The 14831-nt window shown below is 70.1% G+C and carries 17 protein-coding genes; 14 read left to right on the forward strand and 3 right to left on the reverse strand.

Annotation, left to right across the window (positions count from 1 at the left end; genetic code table 11):
* The first annotated feature begins 207 nt into the window (after positions 1-207).
* The 5 genes from VKV26_03350 to VKV26_03370 all read left to right on the forward strand — a co-directional run bounded on the left by VKV26_03350 (position 208) and on the right by VKV26_03370 (position 3991).
* A complete protein-coding gene (locus tag VKV26_03350; GenBank protein ID HLZ68926.1) occupies positions 208-429 on the forward strand; it encodes a hypothetical protein in 222 nt (73 codons plus the stop codon).
* Between the two features lie 255 nt (positions 430-684).
* The gene (locus tag VKV26_03355) at positions 685-1755 is read left to right on the forward strand and encodes a hypothetical protein (protein HLZ68927.1); all 1071 of its coding nucleotides are present in this window, start codon (positions 685-687) and stop codon (positions 1753-1755) included.
* On the forward strand, positions 1752-2561 hold the full coding sequence (locus VKV26_03360) for an SDR family oxidoreductase (protein HLZ68928.1): 810 nt from the start codon (positions 1752-1754) through the stop codon (positions 2559-2561). The genes VKV26_03355 and VKV26_03360 overlap by 4 nt, the downstream gene beginning before the upstream one ends.
* Entirely contained in the window at positions 2554-3744 is a 1191-nt protein-coding gene (locus VKV26_03365; GenBank protein HLZ68929.1) for an S-adenosylmethionine:tRNA ribosyltransferase-isomerase, read from the forward strand. The genes VKV26_03360 and VKV26_03365 overlap by 8 nt, the downstream gene beginning before the upstream one ends.
* 43 nt (positions 3745-3787) lie before the next feature.
* Positions 3788-3991, forward strand: coding sequence for a type II toxin-antitoxin system HicB family antitoxin (locus VKV26_03370; protein ID HLZ68930.1), 204 nt, complete (start codon positions 3788-3790; stop codon positions 3989-3991).
* Between the two features lie 242 nt (positions 3992-4233).
* Here the strand turns inward: VKV26_03370 and VKV26_03375 are convergent, their stop codons facing one another.
* Both VKV26_03375 and VKV26_03380 read right to left on the reverse strand, forming a co-directional pair.
* Positions 4234-5238 (reverse strand): LLM class flavin-dependent oxidoreductase, encoded by a 1005-nt coding sequence (locus VKV26_03375; protein ID HLZ68931.1) that lies wholly within the window; start codon positions 5236-5238, stop codon positions 4234-4236.
* A 281-nt stretch (positions 5239-5519) separates the two neighbouring features.
* Positions 5520-6011 carry a hypothetical protein gene (locus tag VKV26_03380; GenBank protein HLZ68932.1) on the reverse strand — a complete coding sequence of 164 codons (492 nt, stop codon included), beginning with the start codon at positions 6009-6011 and terminating at the stop codon, positions 5520-5522.
* 272 nt (positions 6012-6283) lie between these two features.
* Between VKV26_03380 and VKV26_03385 the strand changes: the two genes are divergently transcribed.
* Positions 6284-6982: a dienelactone hydrolase family protein gene (locus VKV26_03385; GenBank protein HLZ68933.1), complete on the forward strand. Its 699-nt coding sequence runs from the start codon at positions 6284-6286 to the stop codon at positions 6980-6982.
* 54 nt (positions 6983-7036) lie between these two features.
* Here VKV26_03385 and VKV26_03390 read toward each other — a convergent pair whose 3' ends face one another.
* On the reverse strand, positions 7037-7258 hold the full coding sequence (locus tag VKV26_03390) for a hypothetical protein (GenBank protein ID HLZ68934.1): 222 nt from the start codon (positions 7256-7258) through the stop codon (positions 7037-7039).
* 424 nt (positions 7259-7682) lie between these two features.
* Between VKV26_03390 and VKV26_03395 the strand changes: the two genes are divergently transcribed.
* From VKV26_03395 to VKV26_03430, 8 genes are all read left to right on the forward strand, one after another.
* On the forward strand, positions 7683-8276 hold the full coding sequence (locus VKV26_03395; protein HLZ68935.1) for a hypothetical protein: 594 nt from the start codon (positions 7683-7685) through the stop codon (positions 8274-8276).
* Between the two features lie 201 nt (positions 8277-8477).
* Entirely contained in the window at positions 8478-11012 is a 2535-nt protein-coding gene (locus VKV26_03400) for a LuxR C-terminal-related transcriptional regulator (protein HLZ68936.1), read from the forward strand.
* 380 nt (positions 11013-11392) lie between these two features.
* Positions 11393-12097 carry a hypothetical protein gene (locus VKV26_03405; GenBank protein HLZ68937.1) on the forward strand — a complete coding sequence of 235 codons (705 nt, stop codon included), beginning with the start codon at positions 11393-11395 and terminating at the stop codon, positions 12095-12097.
* 209 nt (positions 12098-12306) lie between these two features.
* Complete coding sequence (locus tag VKV26_03410) at positions 12307-13380, forward strand: alpha/beta fold hydrolase (protein HLZ68938.1); 1074 nt, start codon at positions 12307-12309, stop codon at positions 13378-13380.
* Between the two features lie 53 nt (positions 13381-13433).
* Positions 13434-13748 (forward strand): nucleotidyltransferase family protein, encoded by a 315-nt coding sequence (locus VKV26_03415; GenBank protein ID HLZ68939.1) that lies wholly within the window; start codon positions 13434-13436, stop codon positions 13746-13748.
* Positions 13749-13761: 13 nt separating this feature from the next.
* A complete protein-coding gene (locus VKV26_03420) occupies positions 13762-14058 on the forward strand; it encodes a DUF86 domain-containing protein (protein ID HLZ68940.1) in 297 nt (98 codons plus the stop codon).
* A 55-nt stretch (positions 14059-14113) separates the two neighbouring features.
* Complete coding sequence (locus tag VKV26_03425; GenBank protein HLZ68941.1) at positions 14114-14404, forward strand: nucleotidyltransferase family protein; 291 nt, start codon at positions 14114-14116, stop codon at positions 14402-14404.
* Between the two features lie 25 nt (positions 14405-14429).
* Entirely contained in the window at positions 14430-14738 is a 309-nt protein-coding gene (locus tag VKV26_03430) for a DUF86 domain-containing protein (protein ID HLZ68942.1), read from the forward strand.
* The last annotated feature ends 93 nt before the right edge of the window (positions 14739-14831 follow it).

A 14831-nucleotide genomic window follows, 5' to 3' on the forward strand; every position in this document is an offset into this window, starting at 1 on the left:
AACAGCAGGGTTGGGGCCTGACAAGCGCGAGGGAGGCGGTGCAGCGCGCCGCCGGGCAGTTTATGTCTCCGGTCCAGATGCAGCTCGCGTGCCGCCGGCGCACGCCGTTGCGCCCAGCGTTCCAGCCGGTACCATGCAAGCAACCCACCACGCTTCGCCGCGACCGTCGACAGAAGACGGCGTGGACACCTGTTCAGGAGGGCCTGCATGCGCTGCAGTCACCCCGCCGCTGCCATCACCGACCGCGCCGTGCACGCGCTGGAGGGCGATACCGTGCGCTACGCCTGGCGCGGCGCCTGCACGAGCTGCCGCCACGGCGTGGTCGGCGTCACCAGCGTGCCCGCCGGCCTGGCGCCCGAGCACGTGAGCCTGCTGCTGGCCAACGAGCTGAAAAGCTATCTCAGCCAGGTCGCCGCGCAGCACGCCTGACGCGCCGCGCACCCGTCCACGCCGCCGGCCACCCGGCCTGTCCACAAGGACAGGCCGGGTGGCCGGTCTCTTTGCGAGTGGCCCGCCGTGGCCTTCGGCCGTCGTCGCGTCGGAGGGCGGCGTCTACGATCGAATTGGGCGAATCTAAGACATGGTTTCAAAACCAGCGTTCAGGTGCGATCGCACACCTACAAGCGGGAACTCGAGCCGGTTTTGAAACCACCTGTAAGGCCCGCCCGATCGAGGCACGGCGCGATGGCAGCGCGAACAGAGCAAGCGAAGAACGAGACAACGGATGCGGCCGACGCCGCCTACGACGCGGCGCTGCGGGCCGTTGTCGCCGGGACGAGCGGCGGACTCAACCCCACGGCGCTCGCGGTGCTCGCCCCGCTGAACGCGGTCTTCTACCTGCGCGACTACCTGCCCGCCAACGAGCACGCCGCCGTAGTGGCCAGCGCTGCCCGCCGCCTCATCTCCGAGGTATCGACGCCGAACGCCGAGCCGGCAGCAGTACAGCCATGGCGCGGCAGGCGCCGGCCGTCGATCACCGCGTTGGCTCGACTGGCCGGCACGCGGACCGATACCTCGCGGGCGGTGACGCTGCTGCAACACCTGCTGGAGCTTGAACCGCGGCTCGACCACAGATCCGTCCGCGGGCTGCGCCTCACCGCGCACAGCCTGCTGCTTGGCATGCCGGCGGCGCCCGAACGCATCGCCTGGGCAAGCAGCGCGGCCCGCGGTGGCCTGAATGCCTGGGCGGCAGGCAACGCCCGTCCGCCGCGCGATGGCGAGACGGCGAGATGGGCGGGCTGCCTCGGGCAGCCGCCGCTGGAGCCGGCGCGGCAGGCGCTCGCCGGCGGCCTGCGCTTCGCCGCGCTGGTCGACGCGCTGAGCGTGGCCGCGGCGTTGCGCCTGCATGCCCGGCCGAATGCTGATGAAGCCACGGGGCTGATCGCCGCCCATGCCGTGCGCCGGCTGGCGGAGATCGGCGGCGCCCCGGCCCTGGCCGCCTGGCTGGGCGTCGCGGCCGAGCTTTCACCCACGCCGGACCGCGGACTGCTGAAGGCGCGCGAGCCCGCGCCGGAACCGCGGGCGCTGGCGCTTGCCGCCGTCCGCTCGGGCGAAGCGCTGCTCATCCAGGCGGCCGAGGCGGCGCTGATGGAAGCCGAGGCGCTGCCGCCGGAGCTGCGCCACGTGCCGCTCTCTGCGCTTGCTGCTCTGCTGCGGGCGCACAGGGCGATGGCCGCGGAGCCAGGTTCGGCGCAACTTCATGCAGCACACGAAGAGTGCGCGGCGGCCACCGCCGCCGCTGGAGGAATTCGATGACCGAGAAGACGAACCGCGACGGCGACCTGCACGGCCGCGTGGCGCTGATTACCGGCGCCTCGCGCGGGCTGGGTGCCGCGCTGGCGCTGGAACTGGCGAAAGCGGGCATGAAGCTGGTGCTCGCCAGCCGCGAGGGCAGCCGCGCCGAGCTGGAGCGTGTGGCCGAACAGGCACGGGCGCTGGGCGCCGAAACGCTGGCCGTATCGGCCGACGTGGCCGACCGCGCCGATGTCGAACGGCTGGCGGCGGAGGCGCTGGGCCGCTTCGGCCGCGTCGATCTGCTGGTGAACAACGCCTCGACGCTGGGACCGCTGCCGCTGCCGCTGCTGCTGGACACGCCGGTGGAGGGCTTCCGCGCGGCGCTGGAGACCAATCTCTTCGGACCGTTCCTGCTGACGCGGGCGCTGGCCGGCCAGATGCTGGCGCGCGACGCCGGGCTGATCATTAACGTCACGTCCGACGCCGCCGCCGTAGGCTATCCGCACTGGGGCGCCTACGGCGTCTCCAAGGCGGCGCTCGACCAGCTCACCCGCGTCTGGGCGGCCGAACTGGAAGGCACCGGTGTCGGCATCGCCGCCATCGACCCCGGCTCGATGAACACCGTCATGCACCGCGACGCCGAGCCGGACGAAAATCCCGAGGAGTGGGCCGATCCAGCCGCGATCGCGCCGGCGCTGGCGCTGCTGGCGCGGGCCGATCCGCGCCGCGTCAACGGCCGTCGCTTCGAGGCGCAGGATCGCGCCGCGCTCGCCGAGTTGCGTGAGCTGGCGGCATCAGGAGTACAAACGGAGACCAGCCATGTTTAGCCTGCCCACACTCGACGGCTACGTGAACGAAGAGATTCGTCACCTCGAAACTGCCCGCCGGCGCCACGACCCCGCCCTCATCCACCGCGCCAATCAATTTCCCACCACAATCTCCCCCTCTCCAGCCTTGCTGGAGAGGGGGCCGGGGGGTGAGGCCGCCCCGCCCATCAGCTTCACCCTCCCGCACGAGCTGGAGGCTTCCGGTCCGCCCGAGCGGCGCGGCTTGCGCCGTGACCAGGTGCGGCTGATGCTGCTCAACCGCCGCAGCGGCGCCACCCTGCACACGCGCTTCGACCGCATCGGCGAGCTGCTGCAGCCCGGCGATCTGCTCGTCTTCAACGACAGCCGCACCCTGCCGGCCCTGCTGCCCGGGACCTTCGGGGACGGTACGCCGATCGAGGTGCGCCTGGCGCGGCAGCTCGATGCCAACACCTGGGACGCGCTCTTGCTGCCGCACGGCGGCGAGCACGCCGGAAAGCGCATCGCCTTCCGTGCGGGGCTGCACGCCGACGTGAGCGAGCGCAGGCCCGATGTGCCCTGGCTCTGGCGGCTGCGTTTCGACGCGGCCGGCGCCGAGCTTTTAGACCGCGTCTACCGTGCCGGCGAGCCGGTGCGCTACACCTACGTGCCGCAGATCTTGCCGATCGAGGACTACCAGACGGTCTACGCCGCCGAGCCGGGCTCGGTCGAGATGCCCTCCGCCGGGCGGCCCTTCACCTGGGAGCTGCTGCTGGCGCTGCGCCGGCGCGGCGTGCAGACCGCGTTCATCACCCTGCACACCGGCCTCAGCAGCGTGCGCGACGATGCGCTGGATGCGCTGCGCCTGGGCCACGAGGAGCACTACCGCATCGGGCCGGCGGCGGCCGCGGGGGTGAACGAGGCGCGGGCGCACGGCCGCCGCGTGATCGCCGTGGGCACGACGGTGGTGCGCACGCTGGAGACGGTGGCCGACGCCGGCGGTCGCGTGCACGCGGCCGCCGGCACGACGGGCCTTTACATCTCCGCCGCGCACAAGCTGCGGGCGGTGGACGGCCTGCTGACGGGCCTGCACGAGCCGCGGGCCAGCCACCTGGACCTGCTCAGCGCCTTCGTCTCGCCGGCGCTGCTCGGCCCCGCCTACCGGCAGGCGCTGGCCGCGGGCTATCTCTGGCACGAGTTCGGCGACGTGAACCTGATCGTGTAAAATTGGCCGCACCGAAAGTTGCCCCTCGGCGCGAGGAGCCGCCATGCTCGGCTATGTCTTGCTCACGTTTCGGGTTCGCGCCGAAGACGGCCAATTCGCCGCGTACTGCGACGAGCTGGGCGTGGCCAGTTGCGGTGACACGGTGCAGGACGCCTTCCGCGCGATCGAGGAAGCGACGCTGCTCTATCTGAACGTCCTGAACGTCATCGAGGATGGGGGCGAGCGCGAGAATCGGCTCAGCCCTTGAGCCGTTCGGTCCTTGCACGCGTCGTTATGCGGAGTCACAACAATATTCGCGGCGGCGGGCAGATTTAATCGGCGCAATCGTTGATACTGATGACATCAACGGCGGATCCCTGGCGTTTGCTGCAACGCCCGGTCCATCCGCTGTACGGCGTGCGCTGAGCGCTGGCGCACACGGCGTTGTCAACGACGAAGGGCGGGCCATCCGCAACGATGGCCCGCCCTTCGTGTGCTCAGGCCGCCGCCTCAGGCGACCAGCCGCTCGTAGAGCTTCTGCATCTGGGCGGGGGTTTCCGCCTGCACCTCGAGCGCGTGCAGATCGATGCCGGCCGCCTCTTGCGCGGCCAGCCGCTCGCGCGCCGCGTCCACCGAGTCGGTGACGAAGCCCACGGCCTGCTGCAGATCCTCGGAGATCAGCGCCGTGGCCGCGCCGGAGCCGCTCTCGTCGAACGCCTTCTTGATCGCCGCCGCCTCGTCGGCGTAGCCCAGGCGCGAGACGTGCTCGTAGTAGAACGTGCCCATCCGCGCCACGTAGAAGGCGAGGCCGCCGGCCACGCCCTGCTTCGCCCGCTCGACGTTCTTGCTGTCGGTGAGCACGATGCTGCCCGGCGCCCGCACGCTGAGCGCGGCCGGGTCGCGCCCCGCCGCCTTCGCCGCCGCGCGGAACGCCCGCACCTCGGCGGCGATGTTCTGCAGCGGCGTCCAGATCGGCAGCCAGCCGTCGGCGATCTGCGCCGTCTGCTCCACGCTCTTCGGCGTAAGCGAGGCGATGTAGATGGGGATGTGCGGGCGCGGCACGTCGAAGCGCAGCGTGAAGCCACGGTTGAGCTTGAAGATCTTGCCGTTGTAGACCAGCTTCTCGTTGCGCATGAGCATGTTGATGATCTCGACGTACTCCTTCATGCGCGCCAGCGGGTATTTGAAGGGCACGCCATGAAAATGCTCGATCACGTTGGCGCCGCTCGTGCCCAGGCCGATGATCATGCGCCCGCCGGAGAGCGCATCGAGCGTGCCGAAGGTCTGCGCCATCAGCCCGGGCGTGCGCGAGAAGATGTTCAAAATACCCGTGCCCACCTGGATCTGCGTTGTGCGCTCCACGATCTGCGTCAGCATCGGCACGGCGTCGTAGCCCCAGGCCTCGGCCACCCAGACCGAATGCACGCCCGCCTCGTCCGCCGCGCGCACGCGATCGAAGGCCGCGTCGCGGTCGCCGCCCGACCAGTTCACCCCGACCGAGAGTTTGAAGCCCACCGTTCGCCTCCCGCACCGCCCTGGTGCCTTGATTTTGTGCAGCCATCGCTGGTCTGGTGGTAGCACACGGGGAGGGAACAGGGAACAAGGAAGAGGGCGTAGGGCGTAGGTCGCAGCGCGAAGCCAAGAACTCCCCCTCTCCATGAAATGGAGAGGGGGCCGGGGGGAGGCCACGCGCCCTTCGCGCCGCGGCCGCGACACCCTGCTGGCCAGGTGACAGGTTCCAGGGCAGGAAACAGAGGAACGTCCCCTATTTCCTATTTCCTCGTTCCTCTTTCCTCCTACAGGGCGAAGCCGGGGAAGGCGTGGCGGGCGGCGGTGCGCAGCGGGCCGGCCCGGCGCGCCTGCTCGATGCCGGCCGCGAGCGCGGCCGGGCTGGCGTCCTCGGTCTTCACGGTGATCGCGGCGTCGATCACGAAGCAGCGCGGGCGGTCCTGCTCGTCGAAGGCGAGGGCCACGCTGTAGGAGGCGATCTGGTGGCTGAGCAGGCCGAAGCGGCGGTTGGCCAGCGTCCAGAAGCCGCCGATCTCGGGCGTGGCCGCGTAGATCGCGTCGTAGACGGTCAGCTCCTGCGTGCTGAAGGGCACGCCGCCCAGCCGCGCCAGCAGGGGGCGGACGGCGCCGCCCAGCGCCGCGAACGCCGCCCGCCGGCGCTCGATGCGCTCCTGCTGCGCCAGCGGCCGCGGCGGGTGCAGCTCGGCGATGCCGGCCTCGCTCCGGCCGGCGCCGGTTGCGATCGTGTAGATGGGCTCGACCGTGGCAAGACTCGTCATCGCCGTTCCGCCCTGGCGCTGATCGCTGCACGGGGTTGGCGCGCTGGCGCCGCTCCGCTTTCAGCCTAGCCGCGCCAGGTTACCGCGCTGTTGTGCGCACATGACGCTGCGAAGACGTTCGTGTTGCGCGGGGATTACGCCGGCGCTGGCCGCTGCACGGTCGTGGTACGCGGCACGAGCCGGAATGCGCTAGAGTGCGCAACGGATCGCCGCGCCCTGGGCGATGCGTGCGCCCACGGTGCGGCAAAGAGTCGGAGTGCGGGAGGCCCTTGATGGCAGGGACAGCAGGGCAGATGGTCAGCTTTGCGCGGAACGGGGAGCAGACGGACGGCTACCTGGCGCGTCCTGATGGCGGCGGGCGGCATCCGGGCGTGATCGTCGTGCAAGAGTGGTGGGGGCTGGTGCCGCACATCAAGGACCTGGCCGACCGCCTGGCGGGCGAGGGCTTCGTGGCGCTGGCGCCGGACCTCTATCACGGCACGGCGGCGAACGAGCCGGACGAGGCCGGCAAGCTGATGATGGCGCTGCGCCTGGAGGAAGCGGCGAAGGATCTGGACGGCGCGGTGCGCTATCTGCTGGCGCACGAGGCGACCGGCGGGCAGAAGGCGGGCATCGTCGGCTTCTGCATGGGCGGCGGGCTGGCGCTGTACGAGGCCTGCCACAATGCCGGCGCGTTCGGCGCCTGCGTCGATTTCTACGGCGTGTTCGAGGGCAGCGACTCCCAGATCGAGCGGCTGCAGGCGCCGTTGCTCGGCATCTTCGCCGAGCACGACCAGTGGACGCCGCCCGCGCAGGTGCAGGCGCTCAAGGCGCGGCTGCAGGCGCTGGGCAAGCAGGCGGAGTTGCACGTGTACCCCGGCTGCGACCACGCCTTCTTCAACGACACCAGCGCGTCGGCCTACAAGCCTGAAGCGGCGCAGGACGCCTGGCGGCGCACGCTCGCCTTCTTCCGCGAGCACCTGTCCGCGTAGGCGCCGCAGCCGCGGGGCAGCGTATCGAGCCGCACGAGCAGATCGGCCCGGCGCCTATGCGGACCGGCGCAGGGGGAGCTGCTCGCTCTGGGAACGCCCCGGCTCGGCGCGGCGATCCGGTTGGCCGCCGCCCAGGGGGAGATCGTAGGCGGCGCACAGTTCGGCAAACGTCGGCATCGCCTGGGCGAAACCGCCGCCGCAGGAGCGGATCAGGGCGTGCTGCTGCAGCACGCGCTCCAGGCGTTCAGTGCCCGTTGTGGCTGTCAACCCGCTCATGCGCGTTCGCTTTCCCGCAGCCTCACCGCGTTCCGTCCCATCTCTCCGATCTGAGTATCGAAGCGCGCCGGCGCGCCTGAAGGGCCGCGGCCCGTGGGTGCGGCGGAGCCGCGGGCTCGCATTGTTCTTGCAGATCATTTTCTTCGGCGAATTTCTGAAGCGAATCACGAATCGGCGCGCGGCCCCCGTTGATATGGATACCGAACCATGGCCCGCGCTGCCCGCCGGCGGTAGGCGCGGCCGGGCCGGTCGGGCAGAAGGCTCCATCCCGCATGGCCGCAACAGCGTGAGGGAGCAGGGCGCAGCAGAAAGGAGCCAGCGCTGGAGAGCGCACTCGCGCCGAGCAGATTCCGGCCATCCAGGCACGGGGCACGTGCCCCGGCGGCTTCCGTGGCAATCACCAGGCAACAGAAGGAACACTGAGATGAGCACACAAACCCCCGTCGTCCCCGCCCGCGGCGCCGCTCGCAGGCTGCGCCTGCCCTGGTGGGTGGCCGTGGCGGCGCTCGCCGCCTTCGCGGCCGGCCTGGGCATCGGCATCTGGCAGATCCACGAGCACAACAGCGGCGGCCACCACGCCGTCGTGGCCGGCAGCGTGGCCGGCGGCGCCAGCGGCGCTCCCTTCGTCAGCGACGGGGCCGTCGACAGCGTCAACAGCGGTGCGGTCGTCGGCGCTCAGGCTGCTGAGCCGCGTGGCGGCCAGGCTGAGGCGATCGATTTCGGCCGGCCGGCGGCCGCGACCCAGCGCCAGGGCGTCGGCGAAGACCTCCCGGCAGACGCCGCCACCGGCAGCGTCACCACGTCGCCCGCCCTGACCGTGTACCTCGTCGCCAGCGAGGATCAGCGGCAGGCCGTCCAGGGCGAGCTGGACGATGCGGCGGCGATCGCCTCAGCGAATGCTGTGGCGCCGCAGCAGACGGTCGTCGTCGTGGACGACGGCGGCGGCGATACGCAGGCGGACCTGCAAAGCGTCTACCCGCAGTTCCAGGTGAGCGTGGTCGATCTGCGGCAGCCGTAGCTGCCGCGCACTCCACCAAGCCGGCGTCGGAGGCGGCAGAGCCGTCTCCCGGCGCCGGCGCTCAGCATCGCCGTCGAGTCAGCGGTGTTACGATGACACGCAACCAGACGATGCTGCCACGCCAGGCAGCCGCCGCCGGCGATCCAAACAACGGCCGACACCTGGCGGACAGCCACGACAAGCACGCTGGAGCGCTACGCTATGCCCGCCAGCGCCGGCCGGCCGTATGAGGCTTCCGCCAGCGGGGCAGTCGCTGCGCCCGGCGCCGCACTGCCGCGGCCGCCCACGCCCTTGCTGGGCCGCGAGGCGGAGCTGACCGCCGCGCGGTCGCTGCTGCGGCGCGACGAGATCGCGCTGCTGACGCTGACCGGCGCCGGCGGCTCCGGCAAGACGCGGCTGGCGCTCGCCCTCGCCGCCGGCGTGCGGGAGGAGTTTCCCGGCGGCGTGGTCTTCGTCTCGCTCGCGCCCGTGGCAGACCCGGCGCTGGTAGCGGCCACGATCGCCACGGCGCTGGGCGTCCGAGAGGCGGGCGGTCAGCCGCTGCTGGCAACGCTGCTGGCCCACCTGCGCCACTGCGAGCAGCCGCTGCTGCTCGTGCTCGACAACTGCGAGCACCTGCTCGCCGCGGCGCCGCTGGTGGCGGAGCTGCTCGCCGTCTCGCCCACGCTCACGGTGCTGGCAACCAGTCGTGCGGCGCTGCGGCTCTCCGGCGAACACGAGTTCCCGGTTCCTCCGCTCGCTCTGCCGGCGGAGGGCGAAACGGCGACCGCGGCGCTGGCCGAATCGCCCGCGGTGGCCCTGTTCTGTGCGCGGGCGAGCGCCGTGCGCCCCGACTTTGCGCTCACGGCGGCGAACGCGGCCGGCATTGCCGCGATCTGCCGCCGGCTGGACGGGCTGCCTTTGGCGATCGAGCTAGCAGCCGCCCGTGTGCGTGTGCTGCCGCCGGCGGCGCTGCTGGCACGGCTGGATCATGCGCTCGCCGTACTCACCGCAGGCCCGCGCGACCTGCCGGGACGCCAGCAAACCCTGCGCGACACGATCGCCTGGAGCTATCACCTGCTCAGTCCGGAGGAGCAATCGCTCTTCCGCCGTCTCGCCGTCTTCGCCGGCGGCTGCACGCTTGCAGCCGTCGCCGCCGTCTGCCTGCCGGACGCGCCCGACGAGATGACGGCGCTGAGCGGCGTCACAGCGCTGGTGGAACAGCATCTGCTCGTGCGCCAGCCGGGCGCCGCGGCCGAGCCGCGCTTTCACATGTTGGCCACGATTCGCGACTTCGGCCTGGAGCAGCTCACCGCTTCCGCGGAATACGATGCCCTCCGGCAACGCCACGCCGCGTGGCTGCTTACGCTCGCCGAGTGCGCCGAAGCAGGCCTTCAGGGCGCGCGCGCCGCCGACTGGTTGCGGCGGATCGACCGCGAACTCGCGGAGACGCGCGCGGCGCTCGCATGGTCGGTCGAGCACGGCGCGACCGAGACCGGCCTACGGATCGTGAGTGCCTTGATCGACTATTGGGAGCTGCGCGCGGTCTTCACCGAAGCAGCCACCTGGGCGGAGACGTTGCTCGCGCAGCCGAGCTCAACGGATGACATGCTGGCGCGGGCGCGCGGCCTGTGTGTGCTCGGGGTAATGCGTGCGAATCAAGGCAGGCTCCCCGACGCCGAAGACGCACTGCGGCGGAGTGTCGCGGCCTTTCGCGAACGCGGCCATCGTGGCTGGTGGCTGGTTATGGCGCTGGGCTGGTTCAGCAGCAACATCGCCGCACAGGGTGACACGTCACGCTTCGAAGCGGCACGCGCGGCGGGCGATGAGGTGGTAGCGCTGATGCGCGCGGCAGGCGATGTGCGCGGTCTCGGCGGAGCCCTGTCCGGGCGTGGCTACGTGGCCCTCTTCACCGGCGAGCGAGAAGCGGCGCACCGTTTCTTTGCGGAGAGCGAACCGCTGCTGCGGGCGAGCGAGGACAGTCACCTGCTTGCGCGCGTCCTTAACCAGACCGGAGCGTTGGACCTTCAGCAGGGCGACGGCCGCACGGCGCAGGCACGCTTCGCCGAGGCCCTGGCGCTGGCGACGGCGTTGGATGACAAGGGAAATGCAGCATTCGCCCGCCTTGGCCTCGGCTACGTCGCCCTAAATGGTCTGGATCTGCCCGCGGCGACGGCGTGCTTCGCGCAGAGCCTCGCGCTCGCCCGCGAGCTGGGCAGCGCCTACTTCCTCGTCCCAGCGCTGGAAGGGTGGGCCAGTCTGTGCAGGCTGGACCAGCGATTCGAACAGGCGGCCGGGATCATTGGAGCGGCCGCGGCGGTCCGTGAATCGAGCCACGCGCCCCACTGGCCGGGCTCTGAGGCGCGTTACGAGCAAGACGTGCAGCTCGTGCAGGCACGTCTCGGTGAGGAAGCGTTCAATACCCTCTGGGCGGCGGGGCGGGCGCTTTCGCCCGGCCAGGCGGCAGCCGCGGCGCTGCGGCAGGCGCAAGCGGAGCGGTGGCTGCATGACGCGCCCCCTGACCAGCAGTCAGTGGCGGCGTTGCCGCCGCATCATCTAAGCGTCCGCGAGGCCGAGGTGCTGCGGCTGATCGCGGCGGGCAAGGGCACACGCGAGATCGCCGCGGCGTTGACCATCGCCGAGGGCACCGTCGAGCGCCACGTCACCAACCTCTACAGGAAGATCGGCGCGGCGAATCGTGCCGAGGCCACGGCTTATGCTTTCCGCCACGGCCTCGACCGTTCCTCGCAACCGTAGCGCCTACGGGCTTTCCTCATTCCCCGTTGATGCTGCCCCTGCACGGAAATGCGGGCTTTCCGCGACGGCAGCGCGCGGCGGATCACAACTATCTTGCATTCCGTGCACGAGATCATGCGTAACAGCATCAATCGTGAGCGCGTCAGCAGAAAACGTTGAATGCCTTCGTTGATGCGTGCAGAGGAACATGGCCCATCCCTCCGCCGGCAGCGGGTCCGGCCATGTTTCCCTGGTGCAGAGCCTTCGCACCGCAAGGCGCGGAGCCAGCCCGAAAGGAGTCGCCGTGAAGATGAAGCTGGGTCGGGAGAGCCCTGGACCGCGCCGCCGCGCATGGCGCGGGCACCCGCGTATTCGCGCACCATTCAGCAAGGATCAATGAGATGAGCACGCAAACCCCCGCCGCCCCCGCCCGTGGCGCCGCCCGCCGGACATGGCTGCCCTGGTGGTTAGCCGCCGCGGCGCTCGTCGCCTTTGCGGCCGGCCTGGGCATCGGTATCTGGCGGATCCACGAGCACAACAGCGGCAGTGGCCACAGCGCCCTGGCCACGAACGGCCGCGGCTGGGAGATCCCGAACTCCGGCGGCTTCGCGGGCACCGACGTGGCTCCCGCAGATGTCGCCGCCGCCAGTCAGCCGATCGGCGCCGTGGTCAACGGGCCGGTGACGGACGCCGTGCAGCAGGCGCACCTGCGCCAGGAAGCGGCGGCCGAAGCGGCGCAAATCACGGCTGCCCAACCGGCGGCTGCGAGTCAGCCGATTCCCCGCGGCGGCGAGGCCGAGGCGATCGACGCCGCCAACGCGGCCAGCGCTACGCTGACGCCCCTGGCGCCGCTGACGCTTCGTGCCCTGGCGCAGACCGACACCAGCGCCACGGCGCCGCAGTTGGCGCTCTACATCGTCAACACGCAGGCAGACGCCAACGACCTGGAAACGGGCCTGACAGCGGACAACGCGATCCGCGCCACAGGCGGCGTGCCCGCGTTGCAGTTCGCCATCGTCGTCAGCAGCGCCGATGCCGGCAGCGTGCTGAACGACTACATGTCCGCGGCAGACGGGGTCTCGGCGCAGGTGATCGATCTGCGCTAGCAGAACGCACCTGGTAGCCATTGGTGAGACGCCGCGATGGCGGCGCGACGGGCGGCGGCTTCGTCTCGAAGCTGCCGCCTTGCCGCGCCTACCGGAGTCGGCATGAGCGCCGCCGCGATGCAGCGGCGGCCGGTGCCTTCCGCGCTCGCGGCGCATGCGGGCATTGCAGCGCCGCCAACTGCCCTGCAACCGCGCTATACTACGACGCAATGCAGGAAACGATCCGCTACTGCACAACCGCAGACGGCGTGCGCATCGCCTTCGCCACAAGCGGCGAGGGCTATCCGGTCGTGCGCGTGCTCGGCTGGCTCACGCACCTGGAGTTCGAGCGCGGCGGGCCGTTGTGGCAGCCGTGGGTGCGGCACCTGGGCGGCCGCCACCGGCTTGTGCGCTATGACATGCGCGGCATCGGCCTCTCCGACCGCGAGGCTACAGACTTCACCCTGGAAGCCCGTATCGCGGACCTCTCCGCGGTCGTGGACGCGCTGGCGCTGGAGCGGTTCGCCCTCGTCGGCAGCTCCGACGGCGGCTACACCGCGATTGCCTACACGGCGGCACACCCCGAACGGGTGAGCCACCTCGTCCTGTATGGCGCACTCGCGCACCAACGACTCGACCCCGCATCGTTGGAGCAGTTCGAAGGCTTGCAGATGCTGGTGCGGCACCTGTGGGGCCAGAACAGCCCCGCGCTGCGCCAGCTGTTTGCCACCCTCTTCCACCCCGATGCAGACAGCGCCTTCTACGACTGGTTCAACGAGCTGCAGCGCGTCTCGATCGATCCAGCCGCGGCCGCCGCGTACATCGCGTCACTGCCCACCATCGATGTTCGCAGCCTGCTCCCATCGATCTGTGTGCCAACGCTTGTGATCCACCGGCGCGATGACCAGGGCGTTCCCTTCGACCTTGGCCGCGAGCTGGCCGCGACGATTCCCGGCGCGACGTTCTTGCCGCTGGCCGGCCGTAATCACATTCCGCAGCCGCAAGAGCCGGAAACGGCGCAGATATTCGAAGCGATCGCCGCCTTCGTTGCCGGCGCTGGCGCACAGGATGGCAAGGTTGCACAGACCACCGACGCCGCCGGCGCCAAACTCTCGCCGCGCGAGTGCGAGGTCTTGCAGCTCATCGCCGCGGGCTGCAGCACGCACGAGATCGCGGCCAGATTGGTGATCAGCGAAGGCACGGTCGAGCGCCACGTCACCAACCTCTACAGCAAGATCGGCGCGGTAAACCGGGCAGACGCCACCGCCTTCGCCTACCGTAACGGCCTCGCCTCGGCCGAGTGAGCATGCGTGCAGCTCATCGGGCCCGGCGTAGACTGGCAGCAGGGGGAAACGCCATGCGCCGGGACGAAGCGCTGCGCATCCTGCGCGAGCACCGGGCGGAGCTGGCGGCGCTGAAGGTGGCCAGCCTGCGCCTGTTTGGCTCCGTCGCCCGCGACGAGGCCCGCCCCGACTCCGACGTCGATCTGCTGGTGACGTTCAGCGCGCCCGTGGGCTACTTCCACGTCTTCCGCGTGCAGGACGAGATCGCCGCGATGCTCGGGCGGCCGGTGGACCTGATCGTTGAGGACGGCCTAAAGCCGCGCTACCGAGAGCACATCATGAGGGAGGCGATCCCTGCAACCGAGGGACTGGAGAGATCGGATCGATGACATTCTGGAGGCCATCGAGAACATTCGGCAGTTCGTAGAAGGGATGACCGTTGAGGATTTTCGCGGTGATCTGCGGACGCTTCACGCAGTCGCATACAATTTTGGCGTGCTGGGCGAGGCCGCTTCGCATGTTCCGCTGGCGCTTCGGCGGCGATATCCCGCCGTTCCCTGGCAGGAGATACGCGGAATGCGCAATATTGTGGTTCATATGTACTTCGGTATAAGCGTCGATACTCTCTGGAACACCCTGACTGATGACTTTCCAGTGGTCACACCGATTCTGGAACGCATGCTTCGAGAAGAGCCGTGAGCGTCATTCCCCATCGGGCTGTTGTCCTCAGATCATTGCAGGAGTTGCACTCATAATGCGCCGGGAGGATGCGCTGCGCATCCTGCGCGAGCACCGGGCGGAGCTGGCGGCGCTGAAGGTGGCCAGCCTGCGCCTGTTTGGCTCCGTCGCCCGCGACGAGGCCCGCCCCGACTCCGACGTCGATCTGCTGGTGACGTTCAGCCAACCGATCGATCTCTTCGATCTTGCCGATGTCAAGCTCTTGCTTGAAAAGCTGCTTGGCCGGGAGGTCGACCTAGTGTTGGAGCGAAGTGTCAGGCCGCAACTCCGGGAGCGAATATTCGCGGAGGCAATCCCTGCCGAGTAGAGAATGGAAGCTGTACATCGAAGATATGCTGCGCAGCGTCGAGCGGGCGCTGGCCTACACGCAGGCCGTCTCGTACGACGCCTTCGTCGCGAATCAGGAGAAGGTCGACGCAGTGGTGCGCAACATCGAAGTCATCGGCGAGGCAGCCGGACGAGTGCCCGCGGAGATTCGCGATCACTATCCCGCGGCGCCCTGGGCTACGATTCGAGCGATGCGCAATATTCTTGCCCACGGTTACTATGCGGTCGATCTCGAACTCGTCTGGGGCGTTGTGCAGAATCGCCTCGAACCGTTGAGCCGCGACCGGCGCAACATCCTGCAGCGCGAGCCGTAGCTCCTGCGGTGCAGGCAGGCGCAGGCGATACCCGCCCCAGCACGCGTCTTGCGCCGAGACGACGCGCTGCGCACCCTGCGTGAGCGGCTGCAG

It is taken from the genome of Dehalococcoidia bacterium (assembly GCA_035310145.1).
In the GTDB taxonomy this organism is placed as follows: Bacteria; Chloroflexota; Dehalococcoidia; order CAUJGQ01; family CAUJGQ01; genus CALFMN01.

What these genes read in the sequence shown, in the direction of transcription:
- VKV26_03350 (HLZ68926.1), top strand. Translation starts at nt 208, where the DNA reads ATGCGCTGCAGTCACCCCGCCGCTGCCATCACCGACCGCGCCGTGCAC.
- VKV26_03355 (HLZ68927.1), top strand. Translation starts at nt 685, where the DNA reads ATGGCAGCGCGAACAGAGCAAGCGAAGAACGAGACAACGGATGCGGCC.
- VKV26_03360 (HLZ68928.1), top strand. Translation starts at nt 1,752, where the DNA reads ATGACCGAGAAGACGAACCGCGACGGCGACCTGCACGGCCGCGTGGCG.
- VKV26_03365 (HLZ68929.1), top strand. Translation starts at nt 2,554, where the DNA reads ATGTTTAGCCTGCCCACACTCGACGGCTACGTGAACGAAGAGATTCGT.
- VKV26_03370 (HLZ68930.1), top strand. Translation starts at nt 3,788, where the DNA reads ATGCTCGGCTATGTCTTGCTCACGTTTCGGGTTCGCGCCGAAGACGGC.
- VKV26_03380 (HLZ68932.1), bottom strand. Translation starts at nt 6,011, where the DNA reads ATGACGAGTCTTGCCACGGTCGAGCCCATCTACACGATCGCAACCGGC.
- VKV26_03385 (HLZ68933.1), top strand. Translation starts at nt 6,284, where the DNA reads ATGGCAGGGACAGCAGGGCAGATGGTCAGCTTTGCGCGGAACGGGGAG.
- VKV26_03390 (HLZ68934.1), bottom strand. Translation starts at nt 7,258, where the DNA reads ATGAGCGGGTTGACAGCCACAACGGGCACTGAACGCCTGGAGCGCGTG.
- VKV26_03395 (HLZ68935.1), top strand. Translation starts at nt 7,683, where the DNA reads ATGAGCACACAAACCCCCGTCGTCCCCGCCCGCGGCGCCGCTCGCAGG.
- VKV26_03400 (HLZ68936.1), top strand. Translation starts at nt 8,478, where the DNA reads ATGCCCGCCAGCGCCGGCCGGCCGTATGAGGCTTCCGCCAGCGGGGCA.
- VKV26_03405 (HLZ68937.1), top strand. Translation starts at nt 11,393, where the DNA reads ATGAGCACGCAAACCCCCGCCGCCCCCGCCCGTGGCGCCGCCCGCCGG.
- VKV26_03410 (HLZ68938.1), top strand. Translation starts at nt 12,307, where the DNA reads ATGCAGGAAACGATCCGCTACTGCACAACCGCAGACGGCGTGCGCATC.
- VKV26_03415 (HLZ68939.1), top strand. Translation starts at nt 13,434, where the DNA reads ATGCGCCGGGACGAAGCGCTGCGCATCCTGCGCGAGCACCGGGCGGAG.
- VKV26_03425 (HLZ68941.1), top strand. Translation starts at nt 14,114, where the DNA reads ATGCGCCGGGAGGATGCGCTGCGCATCCTGCGCGAGCACCGGGCGGAG.
- VKV26_03430 (HLZ68942.1), top strand. Translation starts at nt 14,430, where the DNA reads ATGCTGCGCAGCGTCGAGCGGGCGCTGGCCTACACGCAGGCCGTCTCG.